General features: G+C 52.4%; 16 protein-coding genes. All 16 read right to left on the bottom strand.

Annotated features, from left to right (window positions below):
* Positions 1 to 3 precede the first annotated feature (3 nt).
* On the bottom strand, positions 4 to 1,233 hold the full coding sequence (locus RHOM_RS08555) for a glycosyltransferase (RefSeq protein WP_014079900.1): 1,230 nt from the start codon (positions 1,231 to 1,233) through the stop codon (positions 4 to 6).
* Complete coding sequence (locus RHOM_RS08560; protein WP_014079901.1) at positions 1,205 to 1,585, bottom strand: hypothetical protein; 381 nt, start codon at positions 1,583 to 1,585, stop codon at positions 1,205 to 1,207. Before RHOM_RS08560 ends, RHOM_RS08555 begins: the two co-directional genes overlap by 29 nt.
* A gap of 3 nt (positions 1,586 to 1,588) precedes the next feature.
* Positions 1,589 to 3,040, bottom strand: coding sequence for an exopolysaccharide Pel transporter PelG (gene pelG / locus RHOM_RS08565; RefSeq protein ID WP_014079902.1), 1,452 nt, complete (start codon positions 3,038 to 3,040; stop codon positions 1,589 to 1,591).
* A gap of 14 nt (positions 3,041 to 3,054) precedes the next feature.
* The gene (gene pelF, locus RHOM_RS08570) at positions 3,055 to 4,479 is read right to left on the bottom strand and encodes a GT4 family glycosyltransferase PelF (protein ID WP_014079903.1); all 1,425 of its coding nucleotides are present in this window, start codon (positions 4,477 to 4,479) and stop codon (positions 3,055 to 3,057) included.
* Complete coding sequence (locus RHOM_RS08575; protein ID WP_014079904.1) at positions 4,476 to 6,356, bottom strand: DUF2194 domain-containing protein; 1,881 nt, start codon at positions 6,354 to 6,356, stop codon at positions 4,476 to 4,478. The genes pelF and RHOM_RS08575 overlap by 4 nt, the downstream gene beginning before the upstream one ends.
* Positions 6,357 to 6,376: 20 nt before the next feature.
* Positions 6,377 to 7,294, bottom strand: coding sequence for a hypothetical protein (locus RHOM_RS08580; protein ID WP_014079905.1), 918 nt, complete (start codon positions 7,292 to 7,294; stop codon positions 6,377 to 6,379).
* Entirely contained in the window at positions 7,291 to 9,462 is a 2,172-nt protein-coding gene (locus tag RHOM_RS08585) for an NAD-dependent epimerase/dehydratase family protein (RefSeq protein ID WP_014079906.1), read from the bottom strand. Before RHOM_RS08585 ends, RHOM_RS08580 begins: the two co-directional genes overlap by 4 nt.
* Before the next feature lie 3 nt (positions 9,463 to 9,465).
* Positions 9,466 to 9,723, bottom strand: coding sequence for a PqqD family protein (locus RHOM_RS08590; RefSeq protein ID WP_014079907.1), 258 nt, complete (start codon positions 9,721 to 9,723; stop codon positions 9,466 to 9,468).
* A 125-nt stretch (positions 9,724 to 9,848) separates the two neighbouring features.
* Positions 9,849 to 10,646: a sporulation transcription factor Spo0A gene (gene spo0A / locus RHOM_RS08595; protein ID WP_014079908.1), complete on the bottom strand. Its 798-nt coding sequence runs from the start codon at positions 10,644 to 10,646 to the stop codon at positions 9,849 to 9,851.
* A 97-nt stretch (positions 10,647 to 10,743) separates the two neighbouring features.
* Positions 10,744 to 12,204, bottom strand: a complete 1,461-nt coding sequence (locus RHOM_RS08600) for a GGDEF domain-containing protein (protein WP_014079909.1) — start codon at positions 12,202 to 12,204, stop codon at positions 10,744 to 10,746.
* A gap of 82 nt (positions 12,205 to 12,286) precedes the next feature.
* Complete coding sequence (gene spoIVB, locus RHOM_RS08605; protein ID WP_044024939.1) at positions 12,287 to 13,507, bottom strand: SpoIVB peptidase; 1,221 nt, start codon at positions 13,505 to 13,507, stop codon at positions 12,287 to 12,289.
* A 115-nt stretch (positions 13,508 to 13,622) separates the two neighbouring features.
* Positions 13,623 to 15,320: a DNA repair protein RecN gene (gene recN / locus RHOM_RS08610; RefSeq protein ID WP_014079911.1), complete on the bottom strand. Its 1,698-nt coding sequence runs from the start codon at positions 15,318 to 15,320 to the stop codon at positions 13,623 to 13,625.
* Between the two features lie 35 nt (positions 15,321 to 15,355).
* On the bottom strand, positions 15,356 to 15,808 hold the full coding sequence (argR, locus tag RHOM_RS08615) for an arginine repressor (protein ID WP_014079912.1): 453 nt from the start codon (positions 15,806 to 15,808) through the stop codon (positions 15,356 to 15,358).
* Between the two features lie 19 nt (positions 15,809 to 15,827).
* Positions 15,828 to 16,688, bottom strand: a complete 861-nt coding sequence (locus RHOM_RS08620) for an NAD(+)/NADH kinase (protein ID WP_044024940.1) — start codon at positions 16,686 to 16,688, stop codon at positions 15,828 to 15,830.
* Between the two features lie 47 nt (positions 16,689 to 16,735).
* Positions 16,736 to 17,539 (bottom strand): TlyA family RNA methyltransferase, encoded by an 804-nt coding sequence (locus tag RHOM_RS08625; RefSeq protein WP_044024656.1) that lies wholly within the window; start codon positions 17,537 to 17,539, stop codon positions 16,736 to 16,738.
* Complete coding sequence (dxs, locus tag RHOM_RS08630) at positions 17,536 to 19,437, bottom strand: 1-deoxy-D-xylulose-5-phosphate synthase (RefSeq protein WP_014079915.1); 1,902 nt, start codon at positions 19,435 to 19,437, stop codon at positions 17,536 to 17,538. Before dxs ends, RHOM_RS08625 begins: the two co-directional genes overlap by 4 nt.
* Positions 19,438 to 19,447 lie beyond the last annotated feature (10 nt).

The following is a 19,447-nucleotide window of genomic DNA, read 5'->3' on the forward strand; positions in this document are numbered from 1 at the left end:
TCCTTATTCTTTCTCGGAAAGCAGCTGCTCCAACAGCCGTTCCTCGTTCTCGTAATTTACAGGACGCTTTAACGCCGCCTGCGCGTACGCCCTGCGCCGGTCCGGATTCCGGATCAGGAAGCCCACAGCTTCCTTTACCGCCGCAGCGTCAAGCGCGCACAAAATCCCGTCCTCCCCGTCTGTAATCTGCTCTCTGTTACATTCGGAAGCAACGATCGCACAGCCAAGCGTCTGCGCCTCCTGTATCGCAATGCTTTTCCCCTCATATCCGGTCGCATGCACATAGATATCCGTCTGCCGGTAGTACGGATAGGGATTCTCAACCGCTCCAAGCAGCAGGAAATCCTCCTTTAATCCGCACGACGCAATGTGCTGCTCTAATTCCCTGCGGCTGCTTCCCTCGCCCAGCACATACCACCGGACTGGGTATCCCTCCGCCTTTAACTGCCGCATCGCTTCGATCGCAACCGGATATGCCTTCTGCGGGGTGAGTCTTCCCACCGTAAGCAGGCGGATTCCGTCGAAATCATCCGTAAATCCTCCCGGCTGCCCGGACATCTTCCGGATTTTTTCACAGTCGATCCGATTGTGATAGATCCTGGTGCGTGCACTGCACTCCGGATACACGGCGAGAAACGCCCGCTTTACCTGTTCCCCGATCGGAAATACGGCATCATATTGCAGGTAGCAGTCGCGGTCCAGTTCCCTGCTGTATCCCGCCTTCTGATAGTCGATATGAATAAACGCCGCCTTTTTTTTCGTCCTGACGTGGTCTGCCACATAGTATGCAGAACCGCCCTCCAGGAATGCAACTGCAAGATCATATTCCTCCGGGAAGCGTCTAGCGCCATCCGAGATTGCCCGCCACAGCAGCTTGTCCGGCATCAGCCGTCCCTCTTTGCGCATTGCCCGCGCGACCCTCCAGTGATAGCGCCACAGCCGGATCAGGTTGGCTCTGTGAAGCAGACATTTTACAACGGTCATGCCCATATAGATTCTTCCCTTTGGTTCGAGCACCGAGACCGGGGCATACCTTGGATTGACAAGCCGCACCCCCTCTGGTATCTGCTGCACCAGTTCTCCCTGGTTCATCAGGACAAAGAGCGAGAGCTCATATCTGGGCTGCCCGTCCTCCCCCCTCTCGGCAGCAAGCTGCGCAAGCAGTTCCAACAGTGCCGTCTCCGCTCCGGCGCGGCTTAATGTATTAATCACGAACAATATCTTTTTTTTCATCTGTCAAAATCCCCAGCCTGTGCAATATTCTCTCATTTTCCTGATTGAGCAGGGAAACCTGCATGGCAAGCTCCTGATTTTTCATGGAAAGAACCGACACCACCTTGCTTAACTTAAACAGCAGGATCAAAAGCAGCAGGCAGACTGCCAGAAGAAGCACCACCAGGTATTCCTCCTCCCTTGCCCCCGGCACGGAGACCACGCCCGTTAAAATCAGCGCCACCGAGACAAATGCCCACAGAAGTCCAATCGTATCGGTCAGTTTTTGTCTCACATACGCATTGATGTCCCCCAAAAGGAACAACACTCCCGCTGCCGTCAGAAAAATCCGCAGAATTAAAATCACATTCATATACTAACGCTCCTTCTGTTTCTTTGTATATACCATACTCTCCGGCATCCGCTCTCTCTTCACCGTAAACAGCTGTCCGCCGCAGAAGATATGTTCATCCATATGGCGCTCCATGAACCTGAGTCTGAAATAGGCAATGGTAAAGCCGGTAAAGCTGCCCGCCACCAGCCCCATGCCGTACCACAGGTCACTCCCGCCGGCAGAAAGCACGCTTCCCGCCCACGTCACCAGACAAAAGCCGAGGGTTGCCAAAAGCGCCCCTGTCAGATCGTTAAAGTAGTACAGAAAAATAATTTCTGCATACAGAATAAATAATATAAAATATCCGGCGGCAAGACAAGGATAGATCTGCATCACTCTTCCCGAGAACCCGTACTGCGGAAGCACCACCACGCAGAGCAGATACACTGCCGTCGAGATGATAAACTGTATGCGCACCAGATTCATAAGCTCTGCAGAAAGCTGCCGGAACATTCTGTCTTTTGTATTTTTGATATCTTCCCATCTTCCTCCGATGACCGCTTCCGAATACGCCTTGTAACGTGTGTGGAAATGCATCTCTACCCGCGTGATAAAAATGATGGTCGACGACAGATTCGTAAACATCGCCAGACAGGTCGCCAGATCATACGTCGGAGCAAAGACAAACGTATCCGCCACGCGCATCTGTAAATCCGTATTCCAGAACACAAAATTGTGAATATACAGACCGAGGGTATACAAAAAATTGATCACCACCAGCTTCCAGTACCTGCCAAAATACGAAAAAACTCTTCTGTACCGGTTGCTGTTCCTCTTAAAATAGCGCTTCACCGTGGCATATTCCAACACCGCCGTAAGAAAGAATCCGATCGTGAGGGAAAGCAGCATACTGTAGACAATCTCCCTGCCGCATACTTTTACAAAAAAGAGGGCGCAGGCGAGTGCCGCCGCCATCCCGGTCAAAAAGTACAGCGATATCTTCTGATAATCCTTACAGATGGAAAGGTAAAGCATCGAGTAGAACACGAGAACCAGTGCGATATAACCGCAAAATCCGGTAAACACAAAAATCAGATTGACATGTTCCACAAGATGTTCCCATGCGCAAAACGGAATTCCGAGAAGACTTGCCAGCAGAATGTTTAAAAGCAGCCCCACATCGTAACAGGGCAGAATATCCTCATAGCGCTCCTCATAGATGACATCCGACATATAGCGGGACAACACCGCATTAAAAGGCGCCGCCGTCAGAAGCGAAAAGATAAAGATGTAAAGCAGCGTTCCGGAAAACAGTCCTCTCCTCGCATATCCCACATTCTCATATCCCAGGAGCTGACTCATGAGCATGACCGTTCCGATCACGACAAACATCGGTGCGACCGTCACGACCGCACTGTAGCCGAATCCGGTCAGATATGCAAGAATCGTTTTTTTCTCATATATTTTCTGGAGCTTGATTCCTATTCCTGCCACAGTCTCTCTCCCTTCTACCAGTCTATGTTCTCAAACGTTTCATAAATCTTCCGGTACGTCTGCTGCATATCCGAAATCTTGTACTTTGCCATCACACGGCGGTAACCGTTTTCTCCCATCTGTTTTCTGCGGACCGGATGTCTGGCAAGATTCACCATGGCATCCGCGATCTCCTTCACGTTCATGATGTGCGTCAGAATTCCCGCCTCGCCAAAATCATCGTCCTCGCCGTACAACAGTCCGCGGCAGTTTCCGACATCGGTTGCTATCGCAGGAAGCTTCGCCGCATAGCCCTCCAGAACCGTTAACGGCTGCCCCTCGCTGATACTGGTCAGAATGGTAAAATCCAGTCCGCCGAGATATTCCGTCACATTCACCCTTCCGGTAAACACCACATCCGGCAGTTCCATCAGCTCCACCAGATCAAAACATTCTCTCGCGTATTCCTCGTCTTCTTCCGTCGGCCCCATGATCCATAATTTTAAGTTAGGCACATCGCGCTTTGCATACGCAAACGCCCGGATCATGGTCTTGACATCCTTGATCGGCGTCACGCGGAGTACCGCACCGATGTGCACCATATCCGGCTCCATCGCTTCCGGACGCTTCAAGCCGGTAAACCGCGCCGGATCAATCCCATTCGGGGTAATGCTCGTCTTATCCGCAGGACATCCCAGTTCGATCTGAAGCTCTCTCGCGTGCGCGTAAAGGCTTGTCACCAGATCCGCCCTGTCATAGGCAAGCTTCGACATTTTCTTGAACTGCTCAATCCAGATATTTTTATAGATGCCGGACACCCAGTCCGCACGGATCAGTTCTTCCTCGCGCTCCCTGGTGTAGATTCCATGCTCCGAGATCAGAAGCCTGCAGCCAAACCTGCGCTTTGCCATGCTGCCCAGCACGCCCGCATATCCCGTCGCCACACAGTGATACACATCCGCCCTCGGCAGCCGCATGCCAAGTGTCAGAAACAGCGGAAGATACATGGAGCGCATCGTCCAGAGGAAATCAGAAAACACCGCCCCCGCATACCGCACCGTATAACATTCCTGCACCGCCCGGAAAAAATCCTCCCCCATGAGAAGTTCATTCAAAGAGAATTCCTTCTCCCCGAAAAAGGAGAACAGGGTATCCCAGTCTACATTCTGGTTCATCAACAGGCTCCGCAGTGCGGCGTACTCCCGCTCATTTAACTTCAGTCTGGCTGCTCTTTTAAGTTCTTTTGGCCGCCAGTCTGCATCCTCCAGATACAGTTCGTGCACTTCCACCACATTCTCCGGGAGATCGTAGACAAACTTTCCGCGCAGCGAACGGTTCGCCACAATCGCCAGCACGACAAACTGGTACTCCGGAAATATTTTTATCATACTGTGTATCCAGCTCGATACACCCCCGACAACATAGGGATAGCATCCCTCTGCCACAATACATATTCTCATGTGCCGTCACCACGCTTTCCGCCGTCCTGATACTGCCATGTTTCCCCGGTCTGCACTTCCACGGAGACCTCATCTTCCTCTGCAAGAATCAGGTAGACGCCGTCTTCTATCTCTTCAAAGATTCCGCCCGCAACTTCTGTGACTTTCTCTCCGTGCAGGCGCAGCAGAAACCATGCCGCATCCTCCCGGTGCTCTAAGGAAAGCGTAATCACATTGCCCGCGCGCTGCTGCTTATAGTCAAGTGCCAGAAATCTGCGGATGCGCACATCACTCTCTGTCAGGGTGGTTGCGTCAAACGCTTCATACGCTTTCCAGTAGGTGCCCAGGTTTGCTGCGATCTTCTTGGACATTTTCTCCCAGGAATCCTCGTCCCCTTCCGGATAAGTCACGCTATAGAAGTCGAGTGTGATGTTGGAATAGCCGAGCGCCGTCTCCATGCATTTCACTTTAAAATCATCCAGAAACGTATGCCGGATTCCGGAACTCGTCGACGGCTGCAGTGTGACGTTCTCATTGAGATACCCCACCGCCTGCCCGCTGGCGCCGGATCCGAGCGCAACCGTCCGGATTTCCGCTGGAAGGGCACTCTTCTCCCCGATGCTCTTTACTCCGTCCGCGTAGAGGGATAAAAACCGGTAGGACGGCGCATAGGTCTGCCAGAACGTCTGATCCTGCTTTATTTTTTCTGAGAGCGGGATCCCTTCCATGCTGTCTGCGGACAGTCCCGCCTCCGCGTGCTCCTCCTTCAGACGTTTCAGATAGTAGGTGACGTTCTCTCCATCCGGCTCTTCCTCATCCGTATACGTAAACTGCGGCGTCATCATGCAGGTCATCTTTGCCCCCGTCCGGGAGGCAATGGAGGTCAGCGACGGCCACACAATTTCCTGATACACTGCCTGTGCGGACTGACTGTAGCGCTTCTGCATCTCCTCCTCGTTCTCGGAGACGAACGTCGGCAGATCTGCAATCACAAGATTCTGTGCGTTGATTACCGGGTAGATATCGTAATCGTATGTCTCCCCCATCATGGCGTCCAGTATTCCAACAGCGCTTATGTCTGCAAGATAATCCCCGTTCACACAGAAAATCTTTGCCGTATCCACGCTGTTTCTCCAGAGAATGGCAGGCAGAAGGCTGTTTTTTGCCGCCTCTTCCTCCATTCCCGCATACTGTGCCCGTATTTCGTTATCCACCGTCTGTTCGATCGTCTCATCGGACAGCGTGCCGACCATATAGGTCTTGGTTCCCGCGCCGGTCGTATACCAGGGAACAGAAGGGTTCATGTCCTGACGCTCCTCCTCCCCGAGTTCCGTGACCTCATAGATCTCTTCCCCGCCGAGCAGAAAGCCGGAAAACAGATGCATGCCCGCAAGCGGTATCTCATCCGCAATCACCGCGCGGATTCCGAGAAGCTCTCTTAAATCCCGGTACTCCCTTATCACAGAGCTCTGCGGCAGGGTTGCAAAAATCACAGTCACACCCATTTGTGCCTCTCTGCGAAGAACCGCCACCTCTTCTTCCGACGTCACCTTGCTGCCGTCCACCACCAGCACCTGCAGTGCATCATCCTGCAGGCTGTCAAGCAGTGCGAGGGAGCTGCTGCAAAAAAACGTCCGCTTGCGGTAGCTGCACCATGTCTTTACCACGGATTCCTCCGCTCCCCCTGCTTCGCCCACATAGATCACCTCGCAGGCGTCGGCAGATGTCTGTTCCGCCAGAAATGCATCCGACCGTTGAAAGGATGTTGTGGTATCGTCTGCATATTCGTTGCTCTCATATTCACTTAACTGTTCTTTCATGACGCCTGTAAACTGAAACATAAAAAGCAGAATCACAAACATCATTGCAATCGTCAGATAATTTCTGCGTGATACCATGTCATTTCCTTCCTGCCGGACTAACTGAACGTCCGGATCAGCTCTAACGTCTCCCTGTCAATGACGATATTGGACGCTTTCAGCCGATCCAGTTCCCGGAAAAATTCGGTTTTCTTCTCCTGCGTAAAATACATTTTCAAATAGCAGGTGTACGTGGAAAGCGCATCCGGATATAATTCCCGGCTCCGGTTGCACCAGTAGCGCATCCGCCCGAATTCCTTTAAGCGGAGCAGCAGTTCACACAGCCATTCGATGTATTGCGCCGTGAGCTTTCGGTAATCCTTTTCATAAAGAAGTTCACACGCCTCCTCAAACATATCCACGAATGTCCGCTGTTCGGTCTCGTGAAAAACATTCTGTTTTAAGACGACGTACATGTACTCGATCAGAAGGCAGGCATCATCCCCCGCCTCCCTGCCGTCCTTTTGCATCTGCCGGTAAAGCTCCTGGGCATGCTGCCTGAAATCATTGAGCACATCCCGAAGCACCGACGCCGCATAGTGGGAGGTCTCAGTATCCTCACTGTCAAGTGCCAGCGCCAGCGATCCGAGAGAGTCCGTGACGTCTCCCCTGACCACGTTCATGATCAGCGTGCGCAGGCTGTCCCGGTCGGAAATCGCCAGTGCCTCCTCGATCGGCACCACATTCCGCTCCTGCTCCTCGTCCGCCATAAAGTGCGTTCTGACACGCTCCTTGCTGAAAATAACATCTTCCAGATCCGCCGACTGTCCGAATAAAAGATGCCGCGCAAGCTCTCCCGCCACAAAGAAAACAGGACCGATCACAGGCGCAAAAAACATAACCGCCGCGCGGATTCTTCCGCCGGTGCGCTTTCCGGGCTCTTCTCTCCAGTGCCGCTCATTCCACAGGACATACGCCGCCGTGACGCACAGATTCAGTACCACAAGCAGCAGAAAATACGTTTCGATCCTGCTCATAGTTCCATCTCCTCTTTCATCCTGCACGGGAAACCTGCGCTCCTAAAACGCTCCACAACCATTCCCGCATCCTCTGCGCTCGTGTTAGCAAGCAGTGCGTACATCTTTCCGTCGGAGAGTTCTCCAAGGTAATCACTCTGGCGCATCATGCCGGAAAGCACGCCCGCGGCTTCCTCCCTGGAGATCTCCCCCTCCTCAAAGACAACAAGCGCGCACTCCGTCAGTTTCTTCTCTCTCGCGTTAAGATAAGCCTTCACCAGAGAAGCAAACGCATCCGCCTCCAAAATTCTGGTGCCGTGGATATAGCGTTGCTGTTCTAACGCCGAGAGATAACGGTTCGCACGTACAACCGCGTTCTGGATCAGATAGCCGATCACAGTGAGCATATTCGCCTGTCCGAGCGTCATTCTCTCCCATGGGATTCCCCACACCATCAGAATCAGCTGCATCTCATCCTCCGAATAAATGGCATCCGCCATCAGCGGATAGCGCTCATCCATGGTTTTGTTGATGAACACTTTTTTCTCCCGCAGCTTTTCATAGAGTTCTTCCATCTGCACATAGTGAATGGAATTTCCGAGCATGCGTGCCTTCGGCGAAGTTGCCGAGAACAGACGCGCATAGGAGTGGTTTGCCACCGTATAGATTGCGACATCCTGACTGTCCATCAGCTTTGCCAGCACCTCCGCGGCATAGAACAGCACTTCGCTCGGCTCGTACTTGTCCAGGCTGGACGTGATCTCATACAGCTTTCCGAAGCTGTCGTTCTGGTTGACGATCTGATTTGACAGAATCTCCTTGATGCGCACGTTGCTGCCGTTGACATCCGAGATGTCCTCCACCTGTCTGGAGAGGAAATCCACCTCATGGCGCTCCTCCTCCTCCACCGCATGCAGCCGGTCGCGCATATAGCCGATCACAAGTCCCAGAATCAGCAACTGTGCAATCCATATGTACGTGTTGACATCCAGCACCACATCAAAACCGCTCCGCTGATACATCTGCACCGCAAGATACCCCGCCACCGCAAGAATCGAGGAGAATGTCGCCTGCTGCTGCCCGTAGGTAATGGCGAACAGCAGCACATACAGAAGGTAAAAATCAATGTTCTGGAAATACGCGCTCCCCGCCATCCAGTTATTTAACAGGAAAAACGGAAGGAAACAAAGCAGATTCTCCGCGAACGGAATCATCGCTCTTACGGCCTCTCTCGACCGCTCTCCGAACCGGCTCCATCCCTTTTTTCTGCTCTGTGTCCGCACAAAAGAAGATGCGTGCTGCCGGATGTACGCCGCCTCCCTGCCAATCTCGGTCTCCGGCTTATGTACAATGCGTATCCCAAACTCCTCCGCAAATCTCTGGTTGGACAAAACCGGCTCCATCCGCTCTCTTCCGGTGTCCTCTACGACTTTCACACCTTCCAGTTCCGCCGCCACAAACTCCGCTGCGCTTCGAACGGAAATCGTCTCTCCGGAAGAAATCTGATAGACGCCGTACGTCATCTTTTTTGCCGTAATCACCGCATACAAAAATTCGACGGCATCCGAATAGTGTAACAGCGCCACACGGTTGTGGGGATTTACCCGGATCTCACCGGTTTCCAGCCCCTCCACACTCATGCGGGCGCAGATATCACGCGCTTCCGCCCCGGTAAGCGGTTCCCCGTAGAGATGATCCAGCCGCAGCACGATCGTCTCATAGCCCATGTTAAAGTAACTGCGGCAGAGTTCCTCTCCCGCCGCAATCGCCTGCGCGCGTACCGTATAAGCCGCACAGTTTTCCTCGCACGAAATGTCCTGTGTATACTCTCCCCCGAAGACTTCCTCCGACGAGAGATACAAAAAGCGTCCCACATTACCAGCCGTCTCATTCATCAGCAGCTGAAACAGGCCTGAAGTGTACGCCGACGCCGTGCTGCTCCCCTTCCCCCAGAGAAAGCCTGTATCATAGGCGCCCATAAAGACTGTCACATCCGGACGCACTCCCTCAAGCACCTCTCTGATGCACGGATTGTCGTATGCAAAATGATACGTCTCAAATATCTTTTTGGACGTTCTGACCGATTTGTCTTCTGCCGTCAGCAAAAACACACGGTGCCCTTCTTTGTCCAGTTTGTCCGTCAAAAGCTGAAGGAAGCGGCATTTGCTTCCCACCAATAATATATTCATCGTTTACAAGATCCCCTGTAGTTCCATTTGTCTGATAAACTGCATCACATCTGTCCGCATATCGTCTGCGATCCCCCCGTACATAGTGGCAAGCTCCTCCGCGATTTTATCCGCCGTGTTTCCTGCCATATACTGCCTGAAGATATAAGCCCCGCTCTCATTTAACATGAGCGGCGGCCGATACGTTTCTCCATCCTGCTCCATATCTAACAGCCAGTATTTTCCTGCCGCGCACCTGAGCTGATACCTGTTTTTCTGCATCTGCCATCCTCCGAAAAATCATCGTATAATTATAGCACATCTGACGCTCAAAAGGAACCGGTTATCCGAAAATGAGGACATACTCTTCTTCGGCTTTGCGCCTCCTGAAAAATATGTCCTCATCGTTAATGCATCTTATATTCCAGACGTATCCGGTCGGTAATCAGTGCGATAAACTCCGAATTCGTCGGTTTTCCTTTTCCGTTGTGGATGGTATACCCGAACATCTCATCAATGGTATCCATCTTGCCTCTGCTCCACGCCACCTCGATCGCATGCCGGATTGCCCGCTCCACACGGCTGGAGGTTGTCTGGTACTTCTTCGCGATCGTGGGATAAAGAATTTTCGTGATCGAGTTGAGCATATCCATGTCATTGACGGACATGACAATCGCATCCCGCAGATACTGATACCCTTTGATATGCGCCGGAACTCCGATCTCGTGAATAATATCGGTGACATCCGCTTCCAGGTTGCGCTCCTTTGTCTCCTCCGCCTTCTCATAGGCATTGACCTTGCGCACTTCCGCACCGCGTCCCGCCGCAGGTCTTCTCACATTCTTGATGCGGCTTAACACGATATCATTGTCAAACGGCTTCATAATGTAATAATCTGCGCCGCGCGCAAACGCATCTTCCGTGATTTTCTCCTGACCGATCGCGCTGATCATAATAAACGCCGGATGTTTTTTTATGGAGGTGTCCTGACTCACGCGGTCTAAAACCCCCAATCCGTCAAGCTTCGGCATCACAATGTCGAGCAGCACGACATCCGGTTCTTTCGCCTTTATCACATGGTATGCTTCCTCGCCGTCGCGGGCGACTCCTACAACATTCAGTTCGTCATCACTTTCGATAATATCCCCTAATAATCGCAGCATTCTCTCATTATCATCTGCTATTGCAACATTCAGTTTTTCCATTTTAGCCCCTCCTGTGACAAAACTCTTTGCTTACTGATGATACTGATTCCAACGCAAGAAAATTTGTCGAAGCTAGTCGTCAACTGAAGTATATGCATCATTCGCGTATGATATAATATGCGTTTCTGCTGTTTCTCTTCACATAGTAAAGCGCCTTGTCCGCGTGCTCAATCAGACGCGCTCCGCTCTCTGTGCCCTCCGGCACAAAGCAGGCATACCCCTGGGAGATGGTAAGATTCGGCTGCACAACCGAGTGCTCGTTTGCGATTCCCGCCTCCGCAATCTTCTGCAGGATCGCCTCCGCGATCCCCTCGATCCGGTTCTCCATCCCTGCCGGAAACAACATCACGAACTCATCCCCGCCAAACCGGTAGACATGTCCGCAGTCCATCACTGCCTCCTTCAGAATATCCGCCACCACCTTCAGGCAGCGGTCTCCCTGAATATGTCCGTAGGTATCGTTCAGCTGCTTAAAGCAGTCGATGTCCAAAACGCCGACCGTGATCCGCTCACCGCCCGCATCCCTTATGATGTGCACCGCCTCACGCTCAAGAGAATAGCGGTTCCCCAGTCCGGTCAGCGCATCCGTCACAGACATGGTCTCCACGCGCTTACGCTCCGCCTCTTTTTCCCGCAGCTGGACCTTGATGTCGATCGCTGTTGCACGATCCTTCACATCGATTGCTTTCTGGCGCTTATACAGATCCGCATGTGCCACACACAGTTCCACATAGCGCTCTTCGTTCCCCACAGTCTGATAGTAGTCCATCCACAATTCTGTCAGAAAAAGCCGGAAAAAGACGGTATTCTGATCGATCGTATAGGTCTCGACCGCAGATATGGTCTGCTTCCAGTATTCATACTCTTTCATGTCGCGGAACAACTGACACAGATCCTTCATATCGCTCAGATAATCCGATGCATTGCTGTCTTTTTCACCGCTCGCCAGAAGATCCTCCATGTGCTCATACACATAGTCTCCCTTTTCCATCTGCCAGAGCAGCCTACATTTGAAGATCAGTACCGTATAATGATACATCTCCTCCACTTCCTCGTCAAGCTGCCGCTCTGCCTGCTCTAAATATTTGTAGGAAAGCTCGTACAGATTCAGTTCGTAGTAGGAGACCGCCAGATTCAGGTAGGTAATCAGAGTCCAGGAACGGTAGCGCTCCTCCTTTATGCAGGTCGGATTCTGCAGTTCCCGCGCCGACTTTAAGAAATAATCGATCGCCTTCTCATGTTCTCCCAGTTCCTGGTACCTGGAACCGATATTGTTATAAAAGAGTGCCGTGATGTTATTTAGCTGGTAATCTATCGCACACTCAAGTCCCTCAACCAGATAATCCACCGCCATCGTCTCGTTCCCCGTGGCACCGTAGATCACACCGAGCATATTGAGCGCTGTGGCGTATTTTAGCATATCATCACACTTCTTGTAGAGATGAAGCGCATTCTGTACGAGCATCGCCGCTTCCTCCAGCTTGTGGTCAAAGAATCTGGCTCTGCCCTCTTCGTAGTATTCATCTGCCAGTTTTTGTATATGTTCCTGCTGTTCCATTCCGTCTTCCGTCCTTAAAGCCAACAATACTGACTGTAGTATACCATAAGTACCAGACGTTGTAAAAGTTTTTGTCGTGCAATCACAACATTTTCTCAATAAAGATTCCGTAACCCATCGACGCATCCGACACAAACACATGCGTCACCGCCCCGATCATCTTTCCGTTCTGGATAATCGGACTGCCGCTCATCCCCTGTACGATTCCTCCGGTCAGGCCTAAAAGCCGCTCATCCGTGACTTTAAAAAGGATTCCCTTGTTTTCCTCATCCCCACTGTAATCAAGACTCTCTATCTCGATCTCATACTCCGCGCGCTCCCCGGACACCTCCGAGATGATGTAGGCTTTTCCAAGCGCAATGTCCTGCTTATAAGCCACCTCGTAGACTTCTCCTTCCAGTTCTCCCGCCGTATCATTTAACATGCCGCGGATGCCAAGCGGCGAGTTCTCCGTAATGCTTCCCATGCAATGCGATTTCCCGTAGTCAATGATCCCCGCAAGTTCGCCCGGGACGCCGTTCTTCCCCTTCTGGATGCTGACGATTTTCGTCTCGTAAATATATCCTTCCGACAGGCTCATCTGCACGCCGGTGTCGCCGTCGCTCACCGCATGTCCGAGTGCGCCAAAGCTGCCGTCCTGCCTGTAGTAGGTCAGTGTTCCGACCCCGGCAAGATCATCCCGCACCCAGATTCCAAGGCGGTATTTTCCCGTCTCGCCTTTGACCGGATTCATGGATACTTCCACATACTCCCCCTTCCGCATCACTCCGATGATCTCACGTCCGCTGCCGTAGCTGTCAATCTTGTCCATCAGCTCCTCTTTCCCGCACACCGTCTCCCCGTTCACGCTCACAATATAATCCCCGCTCTGCACCAGATTCTGCGCCGGGCTGCACTCATTGCCCCACGCATCCGCAATCTTTGCAGTGCCGAGCACCAGGATTCCGTCCGTCTTCACATAGATACCGATCGCCTCGCCGCCCGCAGTCACCTCCTGTCTGTCGACCATCATCACCTTCACGTCTTTTACCGGGAAAATGCCGAACAGCTTGCAGGTAACGGTATAAAAAGGGGCCTCCGCCATGGCATCCTCCTGCCCGTTTAAGCGGTAGAACACTTCCTCGCTGTCGTCCTTTAACGTCACGCTCACCGGAACGCCAAACCGGTAATCCGCCTTTTCCCCGAACGGAACGTAGATCTCATCCGGCAGTGCCCGCTCAAACGTCTTTACGGCAAACAGCGTCAAAAACAAAAAAACAACCCACGTGATCTGCTGTATCAAAAAATAAAATTTATGTCTCATATCTGCCCCCATACCATTTTCTGTAACCCAAAGGCCGCCACACAACAAAAAAAGAAGATACCATGGTATCTCATACCTGTGGTATCTTCTTTTATTATGTGAATATTTTTACTTTTCAAACCCCGATTTTTTTGCTTTTTGCAAGCGCGCGCATCTCTCTCGCACTCTCTTTTACCGTCTCCGTGATCTCCACGCCTCCAAGCATACGGGAAAGCTCCTGTATGCTCTCCTCCTCCGACAGTCTGCGGATCGTGGAGACTGTCGTCTGATTCTGTACGGATTTCTGGATCAGGTAATGGGAATCCGCCATCGCCGCAATCTGTGGAAGATGTGTGATACAGATAATCTGATGTGACCGTCCCAGCACATTCATCTTCTCGGAAACCATCTGCGCCGTCCGTCCGCTGATTCCGCTGTCAATCTCATCGAAAATCAGCGTCTCCACCGCATCCTCATCCGCTAACACCGTCTTGATGGCAAGCATGATACGCGAAAGTTCTCCTCCCGACGCTACTTTTCCGAGCGGTTTTAACGGCTCGCCCGGGTTCGTGGAAATCAAAAATTCCGCATCGTCGAATCCGTTCGCCGTATACTCTGCCATGCGCTCAAAATTCATCGTAAAACGCACATCAAGGAAATTCAGATCCAGTAGCGCCTGCGTGACCGCCGCGGTAAGCCGCTCTGCCGCCTCCTTACGCATTGCGGACACCTCGCTGCTCTGCTTCTCTAAGACTTTTTTGGTCCGCGCAATCTCTTCCTTAAGACCGGCAAGATACGTGTCATAGTCCTTAAGCTGCATCAGGCGTTCCTGCTTCTCTTCTAATGCCAGAAGCACGTCCGGGATCGTGCTGCCGTATTTGGATTTCAGATGATTTACCTCATCGAGACGCTTCTCCACCTGGTAGAACGTCTCCTCATCGTACTCCATATTCTCGACATAATCGGCAAGTTCCCGGTTGAAATCGCTTAACAGCCCGTCGATCTCAAGCAGCTCACGCTCGAGTTCGGCAAGTTTCTCATCGTATCCGGAGACTGACGAGAGTTCGCGCACCGCCCTTCCGGTCAGTTCCGACGCACAGTCCGATTCGCCGCCGGTATTGCTGTATGCACCGTTTACGGCATTCACAATCTTCTGTCCGTTGGAAAACCGGCGGTACTCATTCTCCAGTTCCTCGTCCTCGCCTTCCCGAAGTCCTGCCTCCTCGATCTCACGGATCTCGTACTCCAGGAACGAAATCTCCCGCTCGCGCTCTGCGCCGTCTATGCCGGCATTTTTCTCTTCCTCCACCAGCTTTTTGTAGCTGCGGTAAGTCTCTGCGAGCGCCTTCTTTTTCTCTGTCAGCGTCTCTCCCACATAGGCATCCAGAATCTCCAAATGTCTGCGCTTTGAGAGAAGCGACTGATGCTCATGCTGACCGTGAATGTCAATTAAAATCGCCGCGATCTCGCGCACCGCGGATGCCGGCATACTCTGACCGTTGACGCGCGCCGTTCCCCTTCCGCCTACGATTCTGCGGCTTAGGATCACCTGGTCATCTTCCGGATAGACCTCGAGCGCCTCCAGCTTTTGCCGTTCCTGCCCGTTCTCCACCGTAAATACCAGTTCTACCAGCGCCGGAGCAAACTCCCCGGTCTGCGGATCTTCTCTCAACATTTCCTTTTGCACTTTTTCACCCAGCGCCAGATTGATCGAACCGATGATGATGGACTTACCCGCACCGGTCTCTCCCGAGAGGATATTGAGTCCCCGGGTAAAATCCACCTCCGCCTCGTCAATCAGCGCCAGATTTTTCACATGCAGACTTTGTAACATAGAATCTCCTTCTACTCTCCCCAAAAGAATCCCGTCTAGTCTTCCACAAGCTTTTTCAAGCGATTCATCACCGCAACGGTATCATCCACACTGCGGATCGCGCACATGATGGTGTCATCCCCCGCAATGCAGCCCACGATCTCGTGCATATGCATGGCATCTAACGCAGCCGCCACCGCCATCGCCATACCCGAGACAGTCTTAATGACCAGAATATTCTGCGCCATATCCATGGATACAAATCCGTCGTGGAACACGCGTACATATTTCTGCGACAGATTTTCGTCCGTCTCCTGCAGCGCAACGTATTTCTGCCTGCCGTTGCTCATTGCAACCTTGGTGAGCTTTAGTTCCCGGATGTCCCTGGAAACCGTCGCCTGTGTTACCTGATAGCCCTCACGCTCCAGATAATCCGACAGTTCTTCCTGTGTTTCAATGTCATTTCTCTTGATCAGTTCCAGCATTTTCGCCTGTCGTTTGGTTTTCATTCTGCCCTCCGTTTCCCGCTTATGTGTATACCTGCATCTTTTTGCTTAGGATCTCGAGAAAGCTCTTGTTGCTCAGCTTTAAGATCCTTGTCGTGTCCGAAGCCTTCCGGATACTGAACTTATCTCCCACCACAAGTCTTGCGGCGGTATCCCCGTCAAAGCTGACCTCCAGCGTCTCATCCTTCTGTGAGCGCCTTCTGCCGATCTCAACAACCACTTCGTCCTCCGCACCGATCACAATACTGCGTGAATTGAGATTATGCGCATTGATCGGCGTAATTAAAATCATCTGTGCCTTCGGATCCACGATCGGTCCGCCTGCCGACATATTGTAGCCGGTAGAACCGGTCGGCGTCGACACAATGATTCCGTCCGCCCGAAACGTATGCAGATACTCCCCGTTCACATAGACGATCAGGCTGACTACCGACAACTCCCCCGTGCGGTGAATCACGATATCATTCAGGGCAACCCCGTATTCTTCCCGCACTCCGCCAAGGATGCCTGCGCCGGTGAGCATCATGCGCTTCTCCACCATACAGTCATCCGCCATCAGACGGTCAACCGCGTCAAACACGTTGCTCTCCTCGAGTTCACACAGATAACCGACCGTACCAAGGTTCACGCCGATCAACGGAATCCTGCTGTCCACTAGCCTGGATGCCGCGCGGATCAGCGTTCCGTCGCCGCCTAACACCATGACGCAGTCCGTCGCTGGATCCATCTTATCCAAAGCAGGCGCCGCCTCGCTTTTGCTCTCCCCGTCACTGTAAAAGCAGTCACATTCTCCGCCCTTTTTGCGGATATACGCCGCAAGTTCTCCGGTGAGTCTGCCGTTCTCGTCCTTATATGTATTTGTGATGATCAAAAAATGTCTCATAAGCTTCCCCACATCCGGCAGACACCCGGTCATTCACAGACGTCCGGTTACTTGTCTAACTCGCCGTGCGCTGCATCCACGACCGCCTTAATGTCGACTGCCGCATCCACGCCGCCCGTCTCATCCTTCCGGATGTACACCAGATACTCGATGTTTCCTTCCGGTCCCTTGATGGGCGAATATTCCAGATTCTTTACAAAAAATCCGTTCTGTGACGCGAATTCAATGATCCGCTCTACCACTTCCTCATGAACAGCCTTGTCACGCACAACACCCTTTTTCCCGACTTTTTCCCGTCCGGCTTCAAACTGGGGCTTGATGAGACAGACCATCTCGCCGCCGTCTCTTAAGAGCTCCCGTGCCGGGATTAAAACCTTGGTAAGGGAAATAAACGACACATCCACCGACGCAAAATCCAGCACGTCATCGATATCCGCCGGGGTCACATAGCGGATATTGGTCTTCTCCATGCAGACCACGCGCGGATCCTGGCGCAGCTTCCATGCGAACTGACCATAGCCGACGTCCACGGAATACACCTTGACGGCTCCGTTTTGCAGCATGCAGTCGGTAAATCCACCGGTGGAAGCTCCAATATCCATGCAGACCTTACCCTCCAGCGTGATTCCGAAATGCGTCATGGCTTTTTCAAGCTTTAATCCGCCGCGGCTCACGTATTTGAGCGTATTCCCCTTTACGGTGATCTCGGCCTCCGTGTCAAATGTAGCCCCCGCCTTATCTTCCCGCTGGTTCTCCACAAAGACATTGCCTTCCATAATCATGGTCTTTGCCTTCTCCCTCGACGGAGCCAGTCCTCTGTTTACAAGCAAAACATCTAATCGTTCTTTCAAAAGTCATTCCTTTCCGCACCGCTTTCCTGTGCGTGCAGTTCTTCATATGCCTCTATGGTGCGCTCCGTGATCGTCTCCGCATCGATTCCGACTTCCCTGCGCAGAATCTCCACATTGCCATGTTCCACGTACTCATCCGGAATCGCGATGGCAAGCACTCTCACAGAGAGATTGTGCTCCTCATAAAAACGCATGACCTGTTCGCCCATGCCGCCGCTGATCACATTCTCCTCCATCGTAACGATAAGGTCGTGATGCCTTGCTGCGGACAGGAGCGCATCCTCATCCAGCGGCTTTGCAAACCGCGCATTGATTAAGCTGCTCTCATAGCCGAGCGCCTTCAGCCGCTCATGCACCGCCTCCGCCGTCTTCACCATCGCACCAAGTGCAAACAGCGCGATCTTCCCCGACCGGTAGATCCACTCACTCTTGCCGCAGGCGATCGGCGCCCGGTACTCTCTTAATCCGTCATACGCCTCTCCTCTCGGATATCTTATCGCAATCGGCGCGGAAAAATCAACTGCATATTTAATCATATCCGACAGTTCCCATTTATTCTTCGGCGCCATAATGGTCATATTCGGTATCGTTGAGAGATAGGAGATGTCAAAAATTCCCTGGTGGGTCTCCCCGTCGCTGCCCACAAGTCCTGCACGGTCGATCGCAAATACCACCGGCAGGTTCTGAATACAGACGTCGTGGAGGATCTGGTCGTAGGCGCGCTGTAAAAAAGATGAATACACGGCAAAGATCGGCTTTAAGCCTCCCGCCGCGAGCCCCGCCGCGAACGTCACCGCATGCTGCTCCGCAATGCCCACATCAAAAAAGCGCTCCGGAAACATATTGTGGAAACGTTTTAATCCCGTTCCGTCGGTCATCGCCGCCGTGATTGCCACCACGCGCTCATCACGGTCACCAAGCTTGCGCATCACCGTGGAAAAAACATCGGTATAGTTTGCTTTTACCCGCGGATGCTTGGGAAGTCCTGTCTCAATATCAAACGGCTCTGTCCCGTGGAACCGCGCCGGATGCCGCTCGGCAGGTGCATAGCCTGTTCCCTTGTGCGTGATGACATGCACCAGCACCGGTCCATCCACACGCGACGCTTCCTGCAGCAGCTTTAAAATACCCTTGATATCGCCTCCGTCCACCGGTCCGAGATAAATAATCCCCAGTTCCTCAAACAGCATCCCCGGAATGAACAGCTGCTTAATTCCGCTCTTCGTGCGCCGGATACGCTCCACCATCTTATCGCCGTAGACCGGAATCTTGTTGAGGGAATTCATGACCCCGAGCTTTAAATCCCGGTAGGCATCCGCCGTGCGGAACCCCGCCAGGTAGGTGGACAATCCGCCGACATTCTCCGAGATGGACATATTATTGTCGTTTAGGACAATGATAAAGTTGGAGTTAAGCTGTGCCGCATTATTAAGCGCCTCAAACGCCATACCTCCGGTCAGCGCACCGTCTCCGATCACCGACACCACCTTGTAATTCTCCCCGGTAATCTCTCTCGCATGCGCGTACCCCAGTCCCGCCGAAATGGACGTGGAACTGTGTCCCGTGTCAAAGCAGTCACATTCGCTTTCCTTGCGCTTCGGGAATCCGCTCATTCCCCCGTACTTGCGCAGCTGGTCAAATCCCTCTTTTCTTCCGGTCAGAAGCTTGTGGGTATAAGACTGATGCCCGACATCCCAGATCAGCTTATCCTTCGGCAGATCCAAAAACAGATGCAGCGCCATGGTCAGCTCGATCACGCCCAGATTAGACGCAAGATGTCCCCCGGTATCCGAGATTTTCTCGATTAAAAATTGACGAATCTCCGATGCAAGAATTTTCAGTTCCTCATCGGAGAGTTCCTTGATATCATTTTCTTTTTGTATACGTTCCAAGATCATACAGAGCACC

Source organism: Roseburia hominis A2-183, assembly GCF_000225345.1.
In the GTDB taxonomy this organism is placed as follows: Bacteria; Bacillota; Clostridia; order Lachnospirales; family Lachnospiraceae; genus Roseburia; species Roseburia hominis.

What these genes read in the sequence shown, in the direction of transcription:
- argR (WP_014079912.1), bottom strand. Translation starts at nt 15,808, where the DNA reads ATGAAAACCAAACGACAGGCGAAAATGCTGGAACTGATCAAGAGAAAT.
- RHOM_RS08620 (WP_044024940.1), bottom strand. Translation starts at nt 16,688, where the DNA reads ATGAGACATTTTTTGATCATCACAAATACATATAAGGACGAGAACGGC.
- RHOM_RS08590 (WP_014079907.1), bottom strand. Translation starts at nt 9,723, where the DNA reads ATGCAGAAAAACAGGTATCAGCTCAGGTGCGCGGCAGGAAAATACTGG.
- RHOM_RS08580 (WP_014079905.1), bottom strand. Translation starts at nt 7,294, where the DNA reads ATGAGCAGGATCGAAACGTATTTTCTGCTGCTTGTGGTACTGAATCTG.
- RHOM_RS08585 (WP_014079906.1), bottom strand. Translation starts at nt 9,462, where the DNA reads ATGAATATATTATTGGTGGGAAGCAAATGCCGCTTCCTTCAGCTTTTG.
- recN (WP_014079911.1), bottom strand. Translation starts at nt 15,320, where the DNA reads ATGTTACAAAGTCTGCATGTGAAAAATCTGGCGCTGATTGACGAGGCG.
- RHOM_RS08600 (WP_014079909.1), bottom strand. Translation starts at nt 12,204, where the DNA reads ATGGAACAGCAGGAACATATACAAAAACTGGCAGATGAATACTACGAA.
- RHOM_RS08575 (WP_014079904.1), bottom strand. Translation starts at nt 6,356, where the DNA reads ATGGTATCACGCAGAAATTATCTGACGATTGCAATGATGTTTGTGATT.
- RHOM_RS08560 (WP_014079901.1), bottom strand. Translation starts at nt 1,585, where the DNA reads ATGAATGTGATTTTAATTCTGCGGATTTTTCTGACGGCAGCGGGAGTG.
- spo0A (WP_014079908.1), bottom strand. Translation starts at nt 10,646, where the DNA reads ATGGAAAAACTGAATGTTGCAATAGCAGATGATAATGAGAGAATGCTG.
- dxs (WP_014079915.1), bottom strand. Translation starts at nt 19,437, where the DNA reads ATGATCTTGGAACGTATACAAAAAGAAAATGATATCAAGGAACTCTCC.
- RHOM_RS08555 (WP_014079900.1), bottom strand. Translation starts at nt 1,233, where the DNA reads ATGAAAAAAAAGATATTGTTCGTGATTAATACATTAAGCCGCGCCGGA.
- spoIVB (WP_044024939.1), bottom strand. Translation starts at nt 13,507, where the DNA reads ATGAGACATAAATTTTATTTTTTGATACAGCAGATCACGTGGGTTGTT.
- pelF (WP_014079903.1), bottom strand. Translation starts at nt 4,479, where the DNA reads ATGAGAATATGTATTGTGGCAGAGGGATGCTATCCCTATGTTGTCGGG.